Consider the following 16309-nt stretch of genomic DNA (forward strand, 5'->3'; position numbering starts at 1 on the left):
CAGGGGGGAGTCTCAACTACTCCCACGGATGACCGGCTCGAAGCCCAGGTCTACCGAGTGTTGTGCCGGCGTGTTGCCGCGCATCAGGCTCAGCAGCATCTGCGCGCTGGCTTCGCCAATCGCGCGGCGCGGTGTGCGCACGGTGGTCAGCGGCGGCACCATCTGGTCGCTGCCGGAGAGGTCGTTGAAGCCGGCCACCGCAATCCGCCCGGGCACGTCGATCTTCAGGCGCAGGGCGCACAGCAGGCCGCCTTGTGCCAGGTCGTCGTTGCAGAAGAACACCGCGTCCACTTCGGGCCGGGTGCGCAACAGGTCTTCCAGCAGTTCGCCGCCGAGTTGCATGGAAGAGGGCTGCGAGCTCAGCAGTTCGAGCTTCGCGTCGTACAGGCCGTGCTGGCGCAGGCAGCGCCGGTACCCTTCGGCGCGCTGCATGGTGCGCGGGTCGAGCTGCGCCGCGACAAAGGCGATGTGTTTGTGGCCGCCTTTCACCAGATGCTCGGTGATCGCGTGCCCGGCCTCGATCTGCGAGAAGCCCACGCAGTAGACCCCGGGCGCCTGCGTCAGCTCCATCAGGTGCACGCAGGGCACGCCGCTGCCGGCGATGAGCTGGCGCGCGGTCTCGGTGCGGTCGAAGCCGGTGAGCAGCAGGCCCGCCGGCCGGTGCGCCAGGTAGCTGCGCAGCAGTTGTTCCTCTTCGCGCGGCTCGTAGTGCGTGACGCCGATCAGCGTCTGGTAACCGTGCGGCAACAGGGTGCGGTGCACGGCTTCGAGCACGTCGACGAAGAGTGCGTTGGACAGCAGTGGCACCAGCACCGGCACCTGCGTGCTGCGCTGGGAGGCGAGGGCGCGTGCGGCGGGGTCGGGCACGTAGCCCAGCTGGTCGGCCGCGAGCTTGACGCGTTCCACCAGTTCGGCGGCCACGCTGCGCTCGCCACGCAGGGCGCGCGAGGCGGTAATGGGGCTGACGTCGGCGGCACGCGCCACATCGCTCAGGGTGATGCGCCCGCTGTGGCGGCGCTTGCGTTCGGTCGATTCCAAGGGTTTTCCCGGTGGTTTTTGCCGTATGGATGGCAGTAGGATAGCGCTGTCCAACGCCTTGGACACCCGAATTTACCCTGAATCGTCCCGCCTGCGTGCACAAGCCCTTCCCGATGAAGATGGGGCTGGCCCGGTTGGTGGCACAGTCCGTTTTTTTACCCTCTTCGGATAGCGCTACCCAATGAATGCACCGTCTGATCACACCTGCATCGTCGTCATGGGCGTGGCGGGTTGCGGCAAGTCCAGCCTGGGCCAGTTGTGCGCCCGGACGCTGGGCGTGCCCCTGCTGGAGGGAGACGATTTCCACTCCGCCGGCAACGTCGCCAAGATGCGCGGCGGCATCCCCCTGAGCGACGACGACCGCACGGCCTGGCTCAACACCCTGGCCGAACAACTGCAGGCCCACGCGGATGGCGTGCTGCTGACCTGCTCGGCGCTCAAGCAGCGTTACCGCGACCGCTTGCGCGCTGCCGTGCCCGGCCTGCGTTTCGTGTTTCTGGAACTCACGCAGGCGCAGGCGCGCGAACGCGTGGCGGCGCGGCCGGCGCACCTGTTTCCGGTGAGCCTGGTGGCGAGCCAGTTCGAAGCGCTGGAGGACCCGAGCGGCGAGCCCGGCGTGTTGCGCCTCGATGCCACACGCGATCTGGCCACGCTGTGCGCCGAGGTCACGCGCTGGGTGGGTGGTGTGGAGGTATTGCCATGAACGTCAACCGCTTCTTCCGGCGCGGGGCCGAGGTGCTGCTGGCGCTGTGCCTGGCCGCCATGGTGCTGTGCGTGTTCGGCAACGTGGTGCTGCGGTATGGCTTCAACAGCGGCCTCAATGCCACCGAGGAGCTGTCGCGCCTGCTGTTCGTGTGGATGGTGTTCCTGGGGGCCACCGCCGCCTACCCGGCGGGCCAGCACATGGCGTTCACCAGCCTGGTGGGCATGTTGCGTGGCCGCCCTCGCGCCTTCGCCGCCGTGACCTTGCTGGTCCGCCTGCTGGTGCTGCTGGCCTGCGTGCTGCTCGGCCGCGGCGCCTGGCAGCAGGTGGTGGTCGGTCTGGACAGCCATTCCGTCGTGCTGGGTTATCCCGTGGCGCTGCTGCCCTTGCCGGCATTGCTGTGCGCGGTGGCCATCGGGTTCATGGTGCTGGTCGAGATCGTGCGGCGCACGCCGCTCGACCTGGGCCATTCGGCAGACATGGAGTAACAGCATGAGCGTTGAAGCATTGGCCTTTGTGGTCTTCCTGGGCGGCATGGTGCTGCTCATGGGCGTGGGCATGAACATGGCGTTCGCGCTGCTGCTGACCGGGGCCGCCATGGCCTGGGTGATGGATTTCTGGGACACGCAGTTGCTGGCCCAGAACATGGTGGCCGGCATCGACGGCTTCCCCTTCCTGGCCGTGCCTTTCTTCATCCTGGCCGGCGAGCTCATGAACTCGGGCGGGATCAGCAGACGCATCATCGACATGGCGCAGGCCTGGGTGGGCCACGTGCACGGCGGGCTGGGTTACGTGACCATCGGCGCGGCGGTGCTGCTCTCGGCCATGTCGGGTTCGGCGCTGGCCGATGCCGCCGCGATGTCCGCCATCCTGCTGCCCATGATGCGCAAGCACGGTTACCCGATGACCACCTCGGCGGGCCTGATCGCCGCCGGCAGCGTGATCGGGCCGATCATCCCGCCGTCGATGGCCTTCGTGATCTACGGCGTTACCACCAACACCTCGATCTCGGCCCTGTTCGTGTCCGGCATCGTGCCCGGGCTGATCATGGGCGTGGCGCTGGTGGTGACATGGCGCATCGTGCTGCGCAAGATGACGCTGCAACGCAGCCCGTCGGTGCCCATGGCCGAGCGCCTGCGTCTGACGGCCCGCGCCGTGTGGGCGCTGCTCATGCCGGTGATCATCATCGGCGGCATGAAGAGCGGCGTGTTCACGCCAACCGAAGCCGCCGTGGTGGCCGCCTGTTATGCGCTGGTGATCGCGCTCTTCGTGCACCGCGAGATGCGCCTGGTCGAGCTGTACGGCACGCTGGTGCGTGCGGCCAGCACCACGTCGGTGGTGATGTTCCTGTGCGCCGGCGCCGCCGTGGCCAGCTACATGATCACGCTGGCCGACCTGCCGTCAACGCTCACCGGCTGGCTGGGCCCGCTGATCGAACACCCGCGCCTGCTGATGGTGGCCATGATGTTCGCGCTGGTGCTCATCGGCACCGCGCTCGACCTCACGCCCACCATCCTGATCATTGCGCCGGTGATGCTGCCGATTGCCGTCAAGGCCGGCATCGACCCGGTTTACTTCGGTCTCATGTTCGTGCTCAACGGCGCCATCGGCCTGATCACCCCGCCCGTGGGCACCGTGCTCAACGTGGTGGCCGGCGTGGGCCGCCTGCCCATGCACCAGGTGATCCGGGGCGTGAACCCGTTCCTGATCGCATACCTCCTCGTTCTCGGCCTTTTCGTCGTGTTCCCGCAGATCGTCACCGCGCCCGTGGCCTGGATGCGCTGACCTTCATCCCTTTCCATCCAACCTGAACAATGGAGACAACCATGACCCTTGCCCGTCGCACCCTGATCGCCGCCGCCGCCGCGATCACCCTCGCCGCACCGCTTGCCAGCTGGGCGCAGGACATCAAGCCGCGCCTGATCCGTTATGGCTACGGCCTGACCGAAGCGTCCAACTCGGGCCGCGCCAGCAAGCTGTTCGCCGAGGAGGTGGAGAAGGCCTCGGGCGGGAAGATGAAGGTCCGCACCATCGGCAACGCGGCGCTCGGCTCGGACGTGCAGATGCAACAGGCGCTGATCGGTGGCGCGCAGGAAATGATGGTGGGCTCCACCGCAACCCTGGTGGGCATCACCAAGGAAATGGCCATCTGGGACACGCCCTTCCTGTTCGACAACGCGAAGGAAGCCGACGTGGTGCTCGACGGCCCGGTGGGCCAGAAGGTGATGGACAAGCTGCAGGAGAAGGGCCTGGTCGGCCTGGTGTATTGGGAGAACGGTTTTCGCAACCTCACCAACAACCGGCGCGCGATCAACCGGCTGGAAGACATCGACGGCATCAAGCTGCGCGTGATGCAGAACAACGTGTTCATCGAGAGCTTCAAGACGCTCGGCGCCAATGCCGTGCCGCTGCCGTTCTCGGAGCTCTTCACCGCGCTGGAAACCAAGACGGTGGATGGGCAGGAGAACCCCTACAACACCATCCTGTCGAGCCGTTTCTACGAGGTGCAGAAGTACCTCACCGTCACCAACCACGTCTACAGCCCGTGGATCGTGCTGGTGAGCAAGAAGTACTGGGACGGTCTCAGCAAGGACGAGCACAAGGTGCTGCTGGACGCCGCCCGCAAGAGCCGCGATTTCGAGCGCCAGGACACGCGCGCGGAAGCCGACCGGGCGCTGGCCGAACTCAAGAGCAAGGGCATGCAGATCAACCAGCTTGCACCCGCCGAGGCCAACCGCATGCGCGAAAAACTCAGCGCGGTGAACGCCAGCATTGCCAGCCACGTGGGCGAAGACCTGTGGAAGGAAACGCAGGCCGCCGTGGCCAAGGCTCGCGCCGCGAAGTGAGCGGCCGGAACCACGGTTCGCATCCAGGGAGGCCACATTGCCACTGCATCCATTGATCGTGGACATGATGGCCGCCGCGCGCGCCGTCGGCAAACCCGCGCTGTCGGCAGGATCGCCAGACGATCTTCGCCAGCTCATGGCCAGCGGGCGGGCCGCATTGGGCCGCGGCCCCGAGGTGGGCGAGGTGCGCGAGCTGCGCATCCCGTCGCGCTCGCAAGGTGTGCCGGCCCGGCTCTACCGCGGCATTTCAGGACGGCAGGAGCGTGGGCTCATCGTCTACGTGCACGGCGGGGGCTGGGTCGGTGGATCGCTGGACGACTACGACCTGCTCGCCCGTGCGCTGGTGGACCGCTCGGGTTGCGCCGTGCTGTCGGTGGACTACCGCCTCGCGCCGGAACACCGTTTTCCCGCCGGCCTGCACGACGTCGAGGACAGCATCGTCTGGGCGACTGCCCATGTCCATGAACTGGTGGACAAGCACGTGCCCGTGGTGGTGGCAGGCGACAGCGCCGGCGCCAACCTCGTGACCGTCGCCCTGAAGGCCTTGCAGCCAGCCGTGCAGGTGGCGATGCAGTGCCTTTTTTATCCGGTCACCGACACCGACGTGCAGCGCCAGAGTTACCGCGACTTTGCCGAAGGCCTGCCGTTGCTGGCCAGGGACATGGTGTGGTTCATGGCGCACTACGCGTCGCCGGAAGAGCACAGCGACCCGCGCGTGGCGCCCCTGCGTGATGCCCGCCTGGGTGGCTTGCCGCCGGCCTGGATCACCACCGCCGAATACGACGTGCTGCGCGACGAGGGCGAAGACTATGCGCAGCGCCTGCTTGAGGCCGGCGTGCCGGTCAGCCTCACGCGGGCCGAGGGCATGGCGCACGGCTTCATCCGCTGGTTCAACCTGGTGCCCGAAGCCGACGCGGTGCTCACCACGGCATGCCGTGCCATGGCCGAGGCCTGCGAAGCTGCACCGTCCTGACGTGCAGTCCTGACGTGCAGATCTAACGCGCTGGTCTGAGCTGGGCACGCTCGGCCCAGCCATGCAGCAGCATGCCCACCAGCATGGCCGCGACGAACACCGCGGCCTTGAACTCGCCCGAGGCCATGGACACCAGGGCCGGGCCCGGGCAGAAACCCGCCAGCCCCCAGCCGGCACCGAACACCAGGCTGCCCACCACCAGGCGGCGGTCGATCTGCGTGGCCTTGGGCAGGTGCATGGCATCGCCGAAGAAGCTGGTGCTGCGCCGCTTCGCCAGCGCAAAGGCGAAGAGGCCGACCGCGATGGCGCCGGCCATCACCAGCGCCAGTGAGGGGTCCCAGGCGCCGAACAGGTCGAGAAACCCCAGCACCTTGGCCGGATCGGCCATGCCCGACAACAGCAGGCCCAGGCCGAACAGCAGGCCGACGAGAAATTCGATGACGCGTTGCATGACGGGTCTCCTCAGAGCAGGTGCCGAACGACGTAGACGACCACGAAACCGGTCGCCATGAAGCAGAGCGTGGCCACCAGCGAACGCGGCGACAGGCGCGACAGCCCGCACACCCCGTGGCCGCTCGTGCAGCCCGAACCGTAGCGCGTGCCCAGGCCCACCAGCAGGCCGGCCAGCACCAGCAGGCCCAAGCCGGCGTCGATGCGCGGCGCCGGCGTGAGGCCTTCGGGCGCCAGCCAGCGGTAGAGCAGCGGTGCGCTGAACACCCCGAGCAGGAAGGCGACGCGCCAGCCCGCGTCACCCGCTTTGGGTGGCAGCAGGCCGCCGAGGATGCCGCTGATGCCGAGCACGCGGCCGTTCATGAGAATGAAGGCCGCCGCGGCCAGCCCGATCAGGATGCCACCGGCCAGTGCGCTCCAGGGCGTGAAGTTCGTCCAGTCAATGCCGATCATGGTGCTCTCCGTTGACGTCAGGCCGAGCATACGGGGCCTGCGGGCGCGTGTCACCGCATGGCTTGCCGGGCATGTTTTTGGTCATATACTGCGGAGCATAACGAAAGGCCGCCATGCAAGGCGGCCTTTCCTTGTCAGCCCACACCATGACCGACCCTTCCAACGCCGATCCGGTTTCGCCCGTGCAGCCCGCGTCCACCGCCTTGCCGGTGCACATGGTGTCGCACGAGGTGCCGGTGAGCGCTGCGCTGAGCCACCTGCCCGAGCTGCGCAACGCGGTGCAGGTGTGTGAGTGGATGGTGGAGCCGGTGCAGGGCAGCACATCCCGTTCGCTCACCCTGGTGTTGTCGGAAAACGTGAGCCTGTGTTTTCTGCTCAGCGAAGAAGATGCGCAAGACCTGGGTTTTGCGCTGCGGCGCGGCCAGCCCGATGCAGCGGCCTGAGCGCCGCGGGCCTCAGGGCGCCACCAGCCGGTTCAGGCGTTGCAGCTCGGCCGCTGCGGCGGCCAGGGCGATGTCTTCCACCGCGCGGTAGCGCCGCACCAGTTCCTCACCCGTGGCGGTGAGCGAGGTGCCACCGCCCCTGGCGCCACCCGATGCGGTGAGCACCGCGGGTGAGGTCAGGCAACGGTTGATCTCGTCCACCAGCAGCCAGGCGCGCCGGTAGGACATGCCGAGTTCGCGGCCCGCGGCCGAAATCGAGCCTGTGCGCGCAATCGTTTCCAGCAGGCCGACCTTGCCCGGACCGATGGCAATGACGTCGCCGCGCTTGATGCGCAGCCGGAACTGCACCTGGGGTTTCATGCTGGGGAAGACCTCGCTGTCGTGGGGAGAGAAGTGGCAGGGTGTCGGGCGATGCTAACGCAGGCACCAGTCTGGGGCGACGCCCTCGAACAACTCGCCCAGCCATTGGGTGAACACCCGCACCCGCCCCGACAGCTGACGGTTCTGCGGGTATAGCACCGACACCGGCAGGGGCGGCGGCGGTGCGTCGGGCAACAGCTCATGCAACTGGCCGGAGGCGAGTTCCTCCGCGATGCGGTAAAGCGGTACCTGCACCAGGCCAAGGCCGGCCAGTGCGGCACCGGCGTACAAGTCTGCCCCCGTCACCGAGATGCTGCCCGGCAGGTTCAGTTCGGTCACCTCGCCGTTGAGCGTGAACTCCAGCGGCAGGGGCTGGCCGGTGGCGCTGGAGACGTAGTTCACTGCGCGGTGGCTGGCCAGGTCGGCCAGTGAGCGCGGCTGTCCGAACCGCGCCAGGTAGCCCGGGCTGGCGCAGGTCACCTGCCGCAGTTGTGCCACGCGGCGCGCCACCAGAGACGAGTCGCGCAACTGACCCGCGCGCAGCACGCAGTCCACGCCTTCGCGCACCAGGTCCACCAGCCGGTCGTCTTCGCCGACCTGCAGGGCCAGCTTGGGATAACGCGTGAGAAAGTCTGGCAATGCCGGCACGACAAACCGCCGCGCCAGCGTGCCTTGCAGATTCACCCGCAGCAGGCCGCTGGGCTCGGCCTGGCGAAACAGGCCGTCGGCTTCTTCGAGGTCGGCCAACAAGGCGTTGCAGCGCAGCCGATAGGCCTCGCCATCGGGCGTGAGCCGCACACTGCGGGTGGTGCGCTCCAGCAGGCGCACGCCCAGGCGCGCTTCCAGCCGCCGGATCAGATTGCTCACGGTCGCACGCGGAAGTTGCAGGTCATCCGCCGCTTGCGTGAAGCTGCCACGCTCGGCGATGCGCACGAACACCTGCATTTCCTGGAAACGGTCCATGGCACGGCTTTGATTGTTGGCTTGAACCGAATTATGTTGCTGAAAAATGGGGAATGATCTTTTTCTGACAACGATCCATGATGCGTTGCATTCGACAACCCATCCTTTCGCCACTCAGGAGTTTGATCATGACTGCCCCATCCAAAACAACCGACCAGCCCACCGTCACTTCTCGCATCGCCCTCGTCACCGGTGCCTCGCGAGGTATCGGTGCCGTCCTGGCGCGACGCCTGGCGGCCGAGGGTTGTGCCGTGGCCGTCAACTACAGCGCCAGCGCCACCGAGGCCGAGGCCCTGGTGGCGGAACTGCAAGCCACCGGTGCACGTGCGCTGGCGGTGCGCGCAGATGTTTCGCGTGCCGACGAGGTGCGCGCCATGTTTCACCGTGTCGAACAGGAACTGGGCCGACTCGACGTGCTGGTGAACAACGCCGGTGTGCTCAAGACTGTGCCGCTGGCGCAGACCAGCGACGAGTTGTACGAGCGCACCTTCAACATCAACGTGCGGGGCACCTTCAACACCTTGCGCGAGGCCGCCACGCGCTTGAACGACGGCGGGCGTATCGTCAACTTCTCCAGCAGCACGGTAGCGATGAACCTGCCGGGTTACAGCGTCTATATCGCCTCCAAGGCGGCGGTGGAGTCGCTCACGCAGGTGTTTGCCAAGGAGTTGCGTGGTCGCCAGATCACGGTGAATGCCGTGGCACCGGGGCCGGTGACCACCGCGTTGTTTTTTGAGGGGAAGACTGACGAGCAGGTCCAGGCCATGGCCAACATGCCTCCGCTGCAACGGCTTGGTCAGCCCGAAGACATCGCTTCGGTGGTGGCCTTCCTGGTCGGCCCGTCGGGTGGCTGGGTGAATGGCCAGGTGCTGCGCGCCAACGGCGGCCTGGCCTGAACGAGCACAGTGCGCGGCTCTTCAACCGCGCCGCTGGCTGCGCTGGAAGGACTGCAGCTGGGCCTTGGACACATTGCCCTCGAACAGGGGCGTGAGGTCGCTGACGGCGGCCAGGGCGCTGGCCTCGTCGCGCTGCAGGCACAGCGCCTGCGCCAGGTCGGCGCGCAGGAACCACAGCGCTTCGATGCTGGCGGCGTAGCGGATGCGGCTTTCGAGCTGGGGGTTGAGTTCGGCACCCCGCACGCCGAGCAGGCGCAGCATGGACTTCTGGATCAAAACCATGGCCTGCGGATCCTGCGCCGTCGGATGGGCCTCCGAGTTCGGCGTGAGGATGGACGTCAGACTGCTGAGAAAGGTTTTGACGCGTTGCATGCTGTCAGGATGCCTCCGTTGTCTCGTGAACCTGTGAGAGCACAGGTGCCTCGGTGAGCAGATCGGTTTATACCCCATCCCCGTACGGGGTTGCTGCGCCGCCCGGGACCCGGGGCGGCGCAGGCCGCCAGACTTCAGCGCGCCGCCTGCGTCTCCATCGCCTTGGCCATGGTCTTGCCCAGCTCCACGCCCCACTGGTCGAAGGCGTTGATGCGCCAGATGGCGGCCTGGGTGAACACCTTGTGTTCGTAGAGCGCGATCAGCGCGCCCAGGCGCATCGGGTCGAGGCGGTCGAGCCAGAGGATGTGGCTCGGGATGTTGCCCTCGAAGCTGCGGTGCGGTGCCATGGCGCGTGCCTCGGCGGCACCCAGGCCGCCTTGCTGCAGCACGGCCTCGGTGTCGGCCAGCGAGCGGCCGCGCGCCATGGCCTCGGCCTGGGCGCGCAGGTTGAGGTTGACCACCTCGTGGTGCGTGGCCGCCAGCGGCAGCGGTGTGTCTTCGTTCTGCACGCCGATGAAATCCACCGGCACCGTGTGTTTGCCCTGGTGGATCAACTGGAAGTAGGCGTGCTGGCCGTCGATGCCCAGGCCGCCCCAGACGATGGGGCCGGTGTCGATGCTGACGGGCGTGCCGTCGTTGTGTGTCTGTTTGCCGTTGGACTCCATGTCCATCTGCTGCACGAAAGGCGTGAAGCGCACCAGGCGCGAGGCGTAGGGCACGATCAGGTGGCTGGGCAGGTGCAGGAAGTTGCGGTTCCAGATGCCGTTGAGCGCCAGTTGCACCGGCAGGTTCTGCGCCAGCAGCGTGGTGGCGAAGTGCTCGTCCATCTCGCGCGCGCCGGCCAGGAAGGCTCGGAAGTGTTCGGTGCCGATGGCAATCGCCAGCGGCAGGCCGAGTGCCGACCAGACCGAGTAACGCCCACCCACCCAGTCCCAGAACAGGAAGGTGCGCTCGGGTGGATAACCCAGCTTGGCGGCCTGCGCCGGGCTGGCGGTGATGGCCACCAGGTGCTGCGCCAGCGCGTCGGCCGGCACGCCGTGGTCGGTCAGCCAGCGTTGTGCGCTGGCGGCGTTGGTCAGGGTTTCCTGGGTGGTGAAGGTCTTGCTGGAGACGATGAACAGGGTGCGTTGCGCGTCGAGCCCGCGCAGCACGCTCCACAGCGCCCAGGCGTCGGGGTTCGACACGTAGTGCACGCGCACGCCGGGGTGCGTGAGGTGTGCCAGCGCGTCGGCCGCCATGCGCGGGCCGAGGTCGGAGCCGCCGATGCCGATGTTCACCACGTCGGTGATGGCCTCGCCGCTGTGGCCGCGCACGCTGCCGGCGCGCAAGGCCTCGGCAAAGTCGCAGATGCGCACCAACTCCTGCTGCACCGCCTTCTGCACGTCCGCCCCCCAGGGGCCGGTGTGCAGCGGGTCGCCGCGCAGCGCCACGTGCAGCACCGGGCGGTCTTCGGTGTGGTTGATGTGTTCACCGCGGAACATGGCGTCGCGCTGCGCCGCCAGGTCCGACTGTTCGGCCAGCGCCAGCAGGGCCTGCTGGATGGCGGGCGAGGTGCGTTGCCGGCTGGCGTCGAGCGTGATGCCGGCCGCGCGCACGGTCATGGCTTCGGCGCGGGCGTTGTGGTCTCCGGCCGACAGCACGTCCCGCAGGTGCGGCTGCGGGGCGTCGGCCAGGGCTTGAAGCTGGGACCAGGCGGGCAGGGTGGTGGGCAGTTTCATGGGGCAGAGGCGAACGTCTCGAAAGGAACTTGAAAAAGGAATCAGGCGTTGGCGGTGGTGAGCGCGGTGGCGGTGCGCGCCAGTTGTGTGATTCTGGCCCAGTCGCCCTGGGCCAGGGCGTCGGCCGGCGTCAGCCAGGAGCCCCCCACCATGGCCACGTTGGGCAGAGCGAGGAAGTCACGCAGGTTGTCGGGGCTCACGCCGCCGGTGGGGCAGAAGCGCGCGTCGGGCAGCGGTGCGCCGAGCGCCTTGAGCATGCCGATGCCGCCGGCCTGGGTGGCGGGGAACAGCTTCATGAGCGTGAAGCCGTGGTCGCGTGCGCGCATCACTTCGCTGGGGGTCATCACGCCAGGGATGAAGGGCAGGTGGGCGCTGCGCACCGCGTCCACCAGCGCGTCGGTGCAGCCGGGTGAGAGCGCGAACGTGGCGCCGGCATCGATCACCAGCCGGACCTCTGCCGCCCGGGTGACGGTGCCGGCGCCCAGGTGCATCTCGGGCACGGCGCGGGCCACCGCTTCGATGGCCTGCAGCGCGACGTCGGAGCGCAGGGTGATCTCCATGACGTCGATGCCGCCTTCGAGCAGCGCATGGGCCAGCGGCACGGCATGGGCCGCGTCGCCGAGCACGATCACGGGCACGACGCGGGAGGTGAACGCGGGACGGGTGAAGCAGGTGGTGTTGGAGGTCATGTTTCAGGCTTCAGGCGGGCTGGGTTTCGACGATGGCTTGTGGGCGTTCCACCGGCAGTGGCGTGAACAAGGGTGAGGCGCCCCATTCGGCCGCTCCGGCATTCTGGCGGAACAGGCCGAACAGTTCGCGCCCGCTGCCGTGGCCGTTGGCGCTCAGGTCGGGGTGTTGCACGCTGCGCTGGGCCAGGGTCTCGGCATCGACTTCGAGGTCGAGCCGGCCGGCTTCGCAGTCGAGCGTGATCCAGTCGCCATCGCGCACCCGGGCAATCGGGCCGTCGGCCAGGGCTTCGGGGCTCAGGTGGATGGCGGCCGGCACCTTGCCCGAGGCGCCGGACATGCGGCCGTCGGTCACCAGCGCCACCTTGAAGCCTTTGTCCTGCAGCACGGCGAGCGGTGGCGTGAGTTTGTGCAGTTCGGGCATGCCGTTGGCGCGTGGGCCCTGGTAACGCACGACGGCGACCAGGTCGCGTTCGAGCTTGCCTTCGTTGAACAGGCTCAGCAGGTCTTGCTGGTCGCTCACCACCACCGCCTGGGCGCGCACGAAGCGGTGCTCCGGCTTGACCGCCGAGACCTTGACCACGCTGCGGCCCAGGTTGCCCTGCAGCAGGCGCAGGCCACCGTCGGCGCTGAAGGGTTCGGCCACCGGGCGCACCACGGCGAGGTCGCCGCTGGCGTCGGGCAAGGGGCGCCAGGCCAGCTTGCCGTCGTCCAGCCAGGGCTCCTGGGTGTAGGCGTGCAGGCCGCTGCCCATCACGGTCTTCACGTCTGCGTGCAGCAGGCCGGCTTGCACTAGCTCGCGCATGAGGTAGCCCATGCCGCCGGCGGCGTGGAAGTGGTTCACATCGGCGTTGCCGTTGGGGTAGACGCGGGCCAGCAGCGGCACCACGTGCGAGAGCTCGGCGAAGTCGTCCCAGTCGATCAGCACGCCGGCCGCACGCGCCATCGCCACCAGGTGCAGCGTGTGGTTGGTGGAGCCGCCGGTGGCGAGCAGGCCGACGATGCCGTTGACCAGGGTCTTCTCGGTCACGATGTCGGCCAGGGTGATGACCGCCTCACCGGTGCGCCCGGTGTTGCTCACCGCGCGCTGCACCGCCGCCTGCGTGAGCGCATCGCGCAGCGGTGTGCCGGGGTTGACGAAGGAGGCGCCGGGCAGGTGCAGGCCCATGATCTCCATCAGCATCTGGTTGCTGTTGGCGGTGCCGTAGAAGGTGCAGGTGCCGGGGCTGTGGTAGGCCTGGGCTTCCGATTCCAGCAAGGCGTCGCGCCCCACCAGGCCTTGTGCGTACTGCTGGCGCACCTTGGCCTTGGCGTCGTTCGACAGGCCCGAGGTCATGGGGCCGGCGGGCACGAACACCGTGCTCAGGTGGCCGAACTGCAGCGCGCCCATGAACAGGCCGGGCACGATCTTGTCGCAGATGCCGAGCATGAGCGCGGCGTCGAACACGTTGTGCGAGAGCGCCACCGCAGTGGAGAGTGCGATCACGTCGCGCGAGAACAGCGACAGCTCCATGCCGGCCGCGCCCTGGGTGACGCCGTCGCACATGGCGGGCACACCACCGGCCACCTGCGCGGTGGCACCGAAGTGGTGCGCGTGTTCGCGGATCTGCTGCGGGTAGGTTTCGTAAGGCTGGTGCGCCGACAGCATGTCGTTGTAGGCGGTGACGATGCCGATGTGCGGCGCGCGCTCGGCGTGGATCTTGAGCTTGTCGGCCAGCGGCAGCGCGGCCGTGGTGTGGGCCATGTTGGCGCAGCCCATGCCGCTGCGCTGCGTGCCGGTCTTGTGCTGCTGGTCCATCGCCGCGAGGTAGGTCGCGCGGGTGGCGGCGCTGCGCTCGGTGATGCGGCGCGTGACCTGGTCCAGGGTGGGGTGGAGCGGGTGGTGTGGGTTCATGGGGCTGTCCTTTTTGAGAGAGCACCGCGACACCGGTGGGGCCGGTGCGCGGGGGTGGCCGCCCGGGGCGGCATCGGCGGCAGGCCAGCGCGGGTGGCGCGGCTCATGCCAGCCAGACGCTCACCGGCGTCTGGTGCTGGTTCAGCACCAGCGAGACCGGCAGGCTTTCGTCGGCGCTGCGGCTGGCCTGCTGGTACACGGCGAGTTTGGTGGCGCCCGCGATCGACAACGCGAGTTCGCGCGACGCCAGCAGCGCGGGCAGGGTGAGGGTGAGGCGTGCGTGCGGCGCGTTGGACGCCGCGCCCGGCCGCAGCCAGGTGATAGGGCCGGACGCGCTGAGCGCACGTTGCAGGCCCGTGGCACCGGGGAAGATGGAGGCGGTGTGGCCGTCTTCGCCCATGCCGAGCACCGCCACGTCGATCGGCCAGGGGTGGGCCGCGAGGCGCTGGTTGGCCTGGTCGGCGAGCCGTTGCAGCGCGTCGTCATCGGGGGCTGGCGGCACCTGGTCAAAAAACGCCACGAAACTCGCTGCTTGCGCGGCGTCCTGCAGCAAGTGCGAGCGCACCAGCCGGGTGTTGCTGTCGGCGTGGTCGTGCGGCACGCAGCGCTCGTCCACCAGCAGCACGCTCACCCGGGCCCAGTCCAGCGGCTGCACACGCAACTGCTCGAACAGGGCAATGGGCGATTTGCCACCCGAGACCGCCAGCACCGCATGGCCCCGCGACTCGATGGCCTGGCGCAGGTGCTGCGCGATGTGCTGCGCCAGCCGTTGGGCCAGGTCTTGTGCGTGTTCGGTGGCGACCACCTGCGGGTGGCTCGGCGGCATCGGGCTGGAGGTGTGTGCCATGGCCTCAGGCCTCCTCGGCCCAGGCCGAACCTTCGCGCGCCATCAGCGCCGACGAAGCGGCCGGGCCCCAGCTGCCGGCGGTGTAGGCGCGGGGCTTCTCGTTCAGGTTGCCCCAGGCATCGAGGATGGGTTCGACCCAGCTCCACGCGGCTTCCAGTTCGTCGCGGCGCATGAAGTGCGTGAGGCGGCCCTTGATCACGTCCATCAGCAGGCGCTCGTAGGCTTCGGCGCGGCGCACGCTGAAGGCGGATTCGAGATCCAGGTCCAGGCTCACCGGACGCAGGCGCATGCCGCTGCCGGGTTCCTTGGCCATCATCTGCAACTGCACATGCTCTTCGGGCTGCAGGCGGATCATCAGGCGGTTGACCGGCTGGCGCGGCGCGTCGGGGAAGATGGTGTAGGGCACGTCGGCGAATTCGATGACGATTTCCGAGCGCCGCTCGGCCATGCGTTTGCCGGTGCGCAGGAAGATCGGCACGTTGGCCCAGCGCCAGTTGTTGATGTGGGCACGCAGGGCGACGAAGGTTTCGGTCGTGCTGTCGGCCGGCACGTTGGCCTCCTGGTGGTAACCCACGGCCTTGTCGCCGTTGGACGCGCCGGCGGTGTACTGGCCGCGCACGGTGTCGCGCGCCACGTCGGCCACGGTCATGGGCCGCAGCGAGCGCAGCACCTTGAGTTTTTCGTCGCGCACCGCGTCGGGGTCGAGCGAGACCGGCGGCTCCATCGCCACGATGCACAGCAGCTGCAGCAGGTGGTTCTGCACCATGTCGCGCATGGCGCCGGTGCCGTCGTAGAAACCGGCACGGCTGCCCACGCCGACCGCTTCGGCCACCGTGATCTGCACGCTCTTGATGTAGGGGCTGCGCCAGAGCGGTTCGAAGATGGTGTTGCCGAAGCGCAGCACCATCATGTTCTGCACCGTTTCCTTGCCCAGGTAGTGGTCGATGCGGAAGGTTTGTGGTTCGGTGAAGTAACGCCCCACCTCGTCGTTGATGGCGCGCGCCGAGGCGAGGTCGTGGCCGAGGGGCTTTTCCAGCACCACGCGCGAGCGTTCGTCGATCAGGCCGGCGCCGTGCAGGTTGCCGCAGATGGCGGTGAACAGCGTGGGCGCGGTGGCGAGGTAATACACGCGGTCGGAGCCGGGCTGCAGCGCCTGGCCCAGGGCGGTGAAGTCGTTGGCCTGCGTGGCGTCGAGGCAGACATAACCCAGCCGGTCCAGGAAGCCCTTCCAGGCGGCGTCGTCTAGGGCCTTGGGGTCGATGAAACCGCGCACCTTGTCGTCGACGAACTGGGTGAAGGCGGCGCGGTCCCAGGCCTGGCGGCCGAGCGCGTGGATGCGGGTGGATTCGGGCAGCGTGTGGTGCAGGTGCGCCATGTAGAGCGCGGGCAGCAGCTTGCGGACCGAGAGGTCCCCGGCGCCGCCAAAGATCACCATATCGAGCGGCGCGGCAGGGGCTTGGGTGGGTTGGGGTGCGGCCATGTCTCTAATTTAGTTACTTCGAGGCTGGTGATTCTAATGTAATCAAGTTACATGACGGAGGCTTCCTGGCCGGTTTTTCCGGCTTTTTTTGTGCGGCCATGCCAGACCTTACCCCGACGGGCTGCGGCATGCACGCTCAAAGCCGGATGACACGGCAAGCGCCTGAGCCTGCGCCGGCGTTCGGTGC

18 protein-coding genes are annotated in these 16309 nt (G+C 68.1%); 7 read left to right on the forward strand and 11 right to left on the reverse strand.

All coding sequences use genetic code 11. The features are described 5' to 3' along the window. Positions 1-12: 12 nt before the first annotated feature. Positions 13-1038 (reverse strand): HTH-type transcriptional regulator GntR, encoded by a 1026-nt coding sequence (gene gntR, locus HPA01S_RS12580; protein ID WP_066270463.1) that lies wholly within the window; start codon positions 1036-1038, stop codon positions 13-15. Positions 1039-1219: 181 nt separating this feature from the next. On the opposite strand from gntR, the gene HPA01S_RS12585 reads away from it, so the two are divergent. Genes HPA01S_RS12585 through HPA01S_RS12605 form a run of 5 tightly spaced genes read left to right on the forward strand, consistent with a single transcriptional unit; the run spans position 1220 to position 5560 of the window. Next, positions 1220-1741, forward strand: coding sequence for a gluconokinase (locus tag HPA01S_RS12585; protein WP_066270464.1), 522 nt, complete (start codon positions 1220-1222; stop codon positions 1739-1741). Further along, on the forward strand, positions 1738-2229 hold the full coding sequence (locus HPA01S_RS12590) for a TRAP transporter small permease (protein ID WP_066270465.1): 492 nt from the start codon (positions 1738-1740) through the stop codon (positions 2227-2229). Before HPA01S_RS12585 ends, HPA01S_RS12590 begins: the two co-directional genes overlap by 4 nt. A gap of 4 nt (positions 2230-2233) precedes the next feature. Continuing rightward, a complete protein-coding gene (locus tag HPA01S_RS12595) occupies positions 2234-3526 on the forward strand; it encodes a TRAP transporter large permease (protein WP_066270466.1) in 1293 nt (430 codons plus the stop codon). A gap of 41 nt (positions 3527-3567) precedes the next feature. Continuing rightward, a complete protein-coding gene (locus tag HPA01S_RS12600) occupies positions 3568-4587 on the forward strand; it encodes a TRAP transporter substrate-binding protein (protein ID WP_066270469.1) in 1020 nt (339 codons plus the stop codon). A gap of 37 nt (positions 4588-4624) precedes the next feature. Continuing rightward, complete coding sequence (locus HPA01S_RS12605) at positions 4625-5560, forward strand: alpha/beta hydrolase (RefSeq protein WP_157084997.1); 936 nt, start codon at positions 4625-4627, stop codon at positions 5558-5560. 22 nt (positions 5561-5582) lie between these two features. Here HPA01S_RS12605 and HPA01S_RS12610 read toward each other — a convergent pair whose 3' ends face one another. Both HPA01S_RS12610 and HPA01S_RS12615 read right to left on the reverse strand, forming a co-directional pair. Further along, positions 5583-6011 (reverse strand): YeeE/YedE family protein, encoded by a 429-nt coding sequence (locus HPA01S_RS12610; protein WP_066270473.1) that lies wholly within the window; start codon positions 6009-6011, stop codon positions 5583-5585. An 11-nt stretch (positions 6012-6022) separates the two neighbouring features. Next, the gene (locus tag HPA01S_RS12615) at positions 6023-6460 is read right to left on the reverse strand and encodes a YeeE/YedE family protein (protein WP_066270634.1); all 438 of its coding nucleotides are present in this window, start codon (positions 6458-6460) and stop codon (positions 6023-6025) included. A 149-nt stretch (positions 6461-6609) separates the two neighbouring features. Here HPA01S_RS12615 and HPA01S_RS12620 point away from each other — a divergent pair, with 149 nt between their 5' ends. Further along, the gene (locus HPA01S_RS12620; RefSeq protein WP_066270475.1) at positions 6610-6906 is read left to right on the forward strand and encodes a hypothetical protein; all 297 of its coding nucleotides are present in this window, start codon (positions 6610-6612) and stop codon (positions 6904-6906) included. A 12-nt stretch (positions 6907-6918) separates the two neighbouring features. On the opposite strand, the gene HPA01S_RS12625 is transcribed toward HPA01S_RS12620, so the two are convergent. After that, positions 6919-7266 carry a winged helix-turn-helix domain-containing protein gene (locus HPA01S_RS12625; protein WP_066270478.1) on the reverse strand — a complete coding sequence of 116 codons (348 nt, stop codon included), beginning with the start codon at positions 7264-7266 and terminating at the stop codon, positions 6919-6921. Between the two features lie 54 nt (positions 7267-7320). Further along, positions 7321-8229: a LysR family transcriptional regulator gene (locus HPA01S_RS12630; RefSeq protein ID WP_066270480.1), complete on the reverse strand. Its 909-nt coding sequence runs from the start codon at positions 8227-8229 to the stop codon at positions 7321-7323. A gap of 128 nt (positions 8230-8357) precedes the next feature. Here HPA01S_RS12630 and HPA01S_RS12635 point away from each other — a divergent pair, with 128 nt between their 5' ends. Then, positions 8358-9125 carry an SDR family oxidoreductase gene (locus tag HPA01S_RS12635; RefSeq protein WP_066270482.1) on the forward strand — a complete coding sequence of 256 codons (768 nt, stop codon included), beginning with the start codon at positions 8358-8360 and terminating at the stop codon, positions 9123-9125. 21 nt (positions 9126-9146) lie between these two features. On the opposite strand, the gene HPA01S_RS12640 is transcribed toward HPA01S_RS12635, so the two are convergent. From HPA01S_RS12640 to zwf, 6 genes are all read right to left on the reverse strand, one after another. Next, positions 9147-9497, reverse strand: coding sequence for a hypothetical protein (locus tag HPA01S_RS12640; protein ID WP_066270485.1), 351 nt, complete (start codon positions 9495-9497; stop codon positions 9147-9149). A 134-nt stretch (positions 9498-9631) separates the two neighbouring features. After that, positions 9632-11215 (reverse strand): glucose-6-phosphate isomerase, encoded by a 1584-nt coding sequence (gene pgi, locus HPA01S_RS12645; protein ID WP_245638641.1) that lies wholly within the window; start codon positions 11213-11215, stop codon positions 9632-9634. Positions 11216-11256: 41 nt separating this feature from the next. After that, positions 11257-11904 (reverse strand): bifunctional 4-hydroxy-2-oxoglutarate aldolase/2-dehydro-3-deoxy-phosphogluconate aldolase, encoded by a 648-nt coding sequence (eda, locus tag HPA01S_RS12650; RefSeq protein ID WP_066270487.1) that lies wholly within the window; start codon positions 11902-11904, stop codon positions 11257-11259. Between the two features lie 10 nt (positions 11905-11914). Next, positions 11915-13795 carry a phosphogluconate dehydratase gene (gene edd, locus HPA01S_RS12655; RefSeq protein WP_066270488.1) on the reverse strand — a complete coding sequence of 627 codons (1881 nt, stop codon included), beginning with the start codon at positions 13793-13795 and terminating at the stop codon, positions 11915-11917. A gap of 103 nt (positions 13796-13898) precedes the next feature. Continuing rightward, entirely contained in the window at positions 13899-14642 is a 744-nt protein-coding gene (gene pgl, locus HPA01S_RS12660; RefSeq protein ID WP_218005348.1) for a 6-phosphogluconolactonase, read from the reverse strand. 4 nt (positions 14643-14646) lie between these two features. Beyond that, entirely contained in the window at positions 14647-16122 is a 1476-nt protein-coding gene (gene zwf / locus HPA01S_RS12665; RefSeq protein ID WP_066270490.1) for a glucose-6-phosphate dehydrogenase, read from the reverse strand. Positions 16123-16309 lie beyond the last annotated feature (187 nt).

The sequence above is a fragment of the Hydrogenophaga palleronii NBRC 102513 genome, from assembly GCF_001571225.1.
GTDB classification, from domain to species: domain Bacteria; phylum Pseudomonadota; class Gammaproteobacteria; order Burkholderiales; family Burkholderiaceae_C; genus Hydrogenophaga; species Hydrogenophaga palleronii.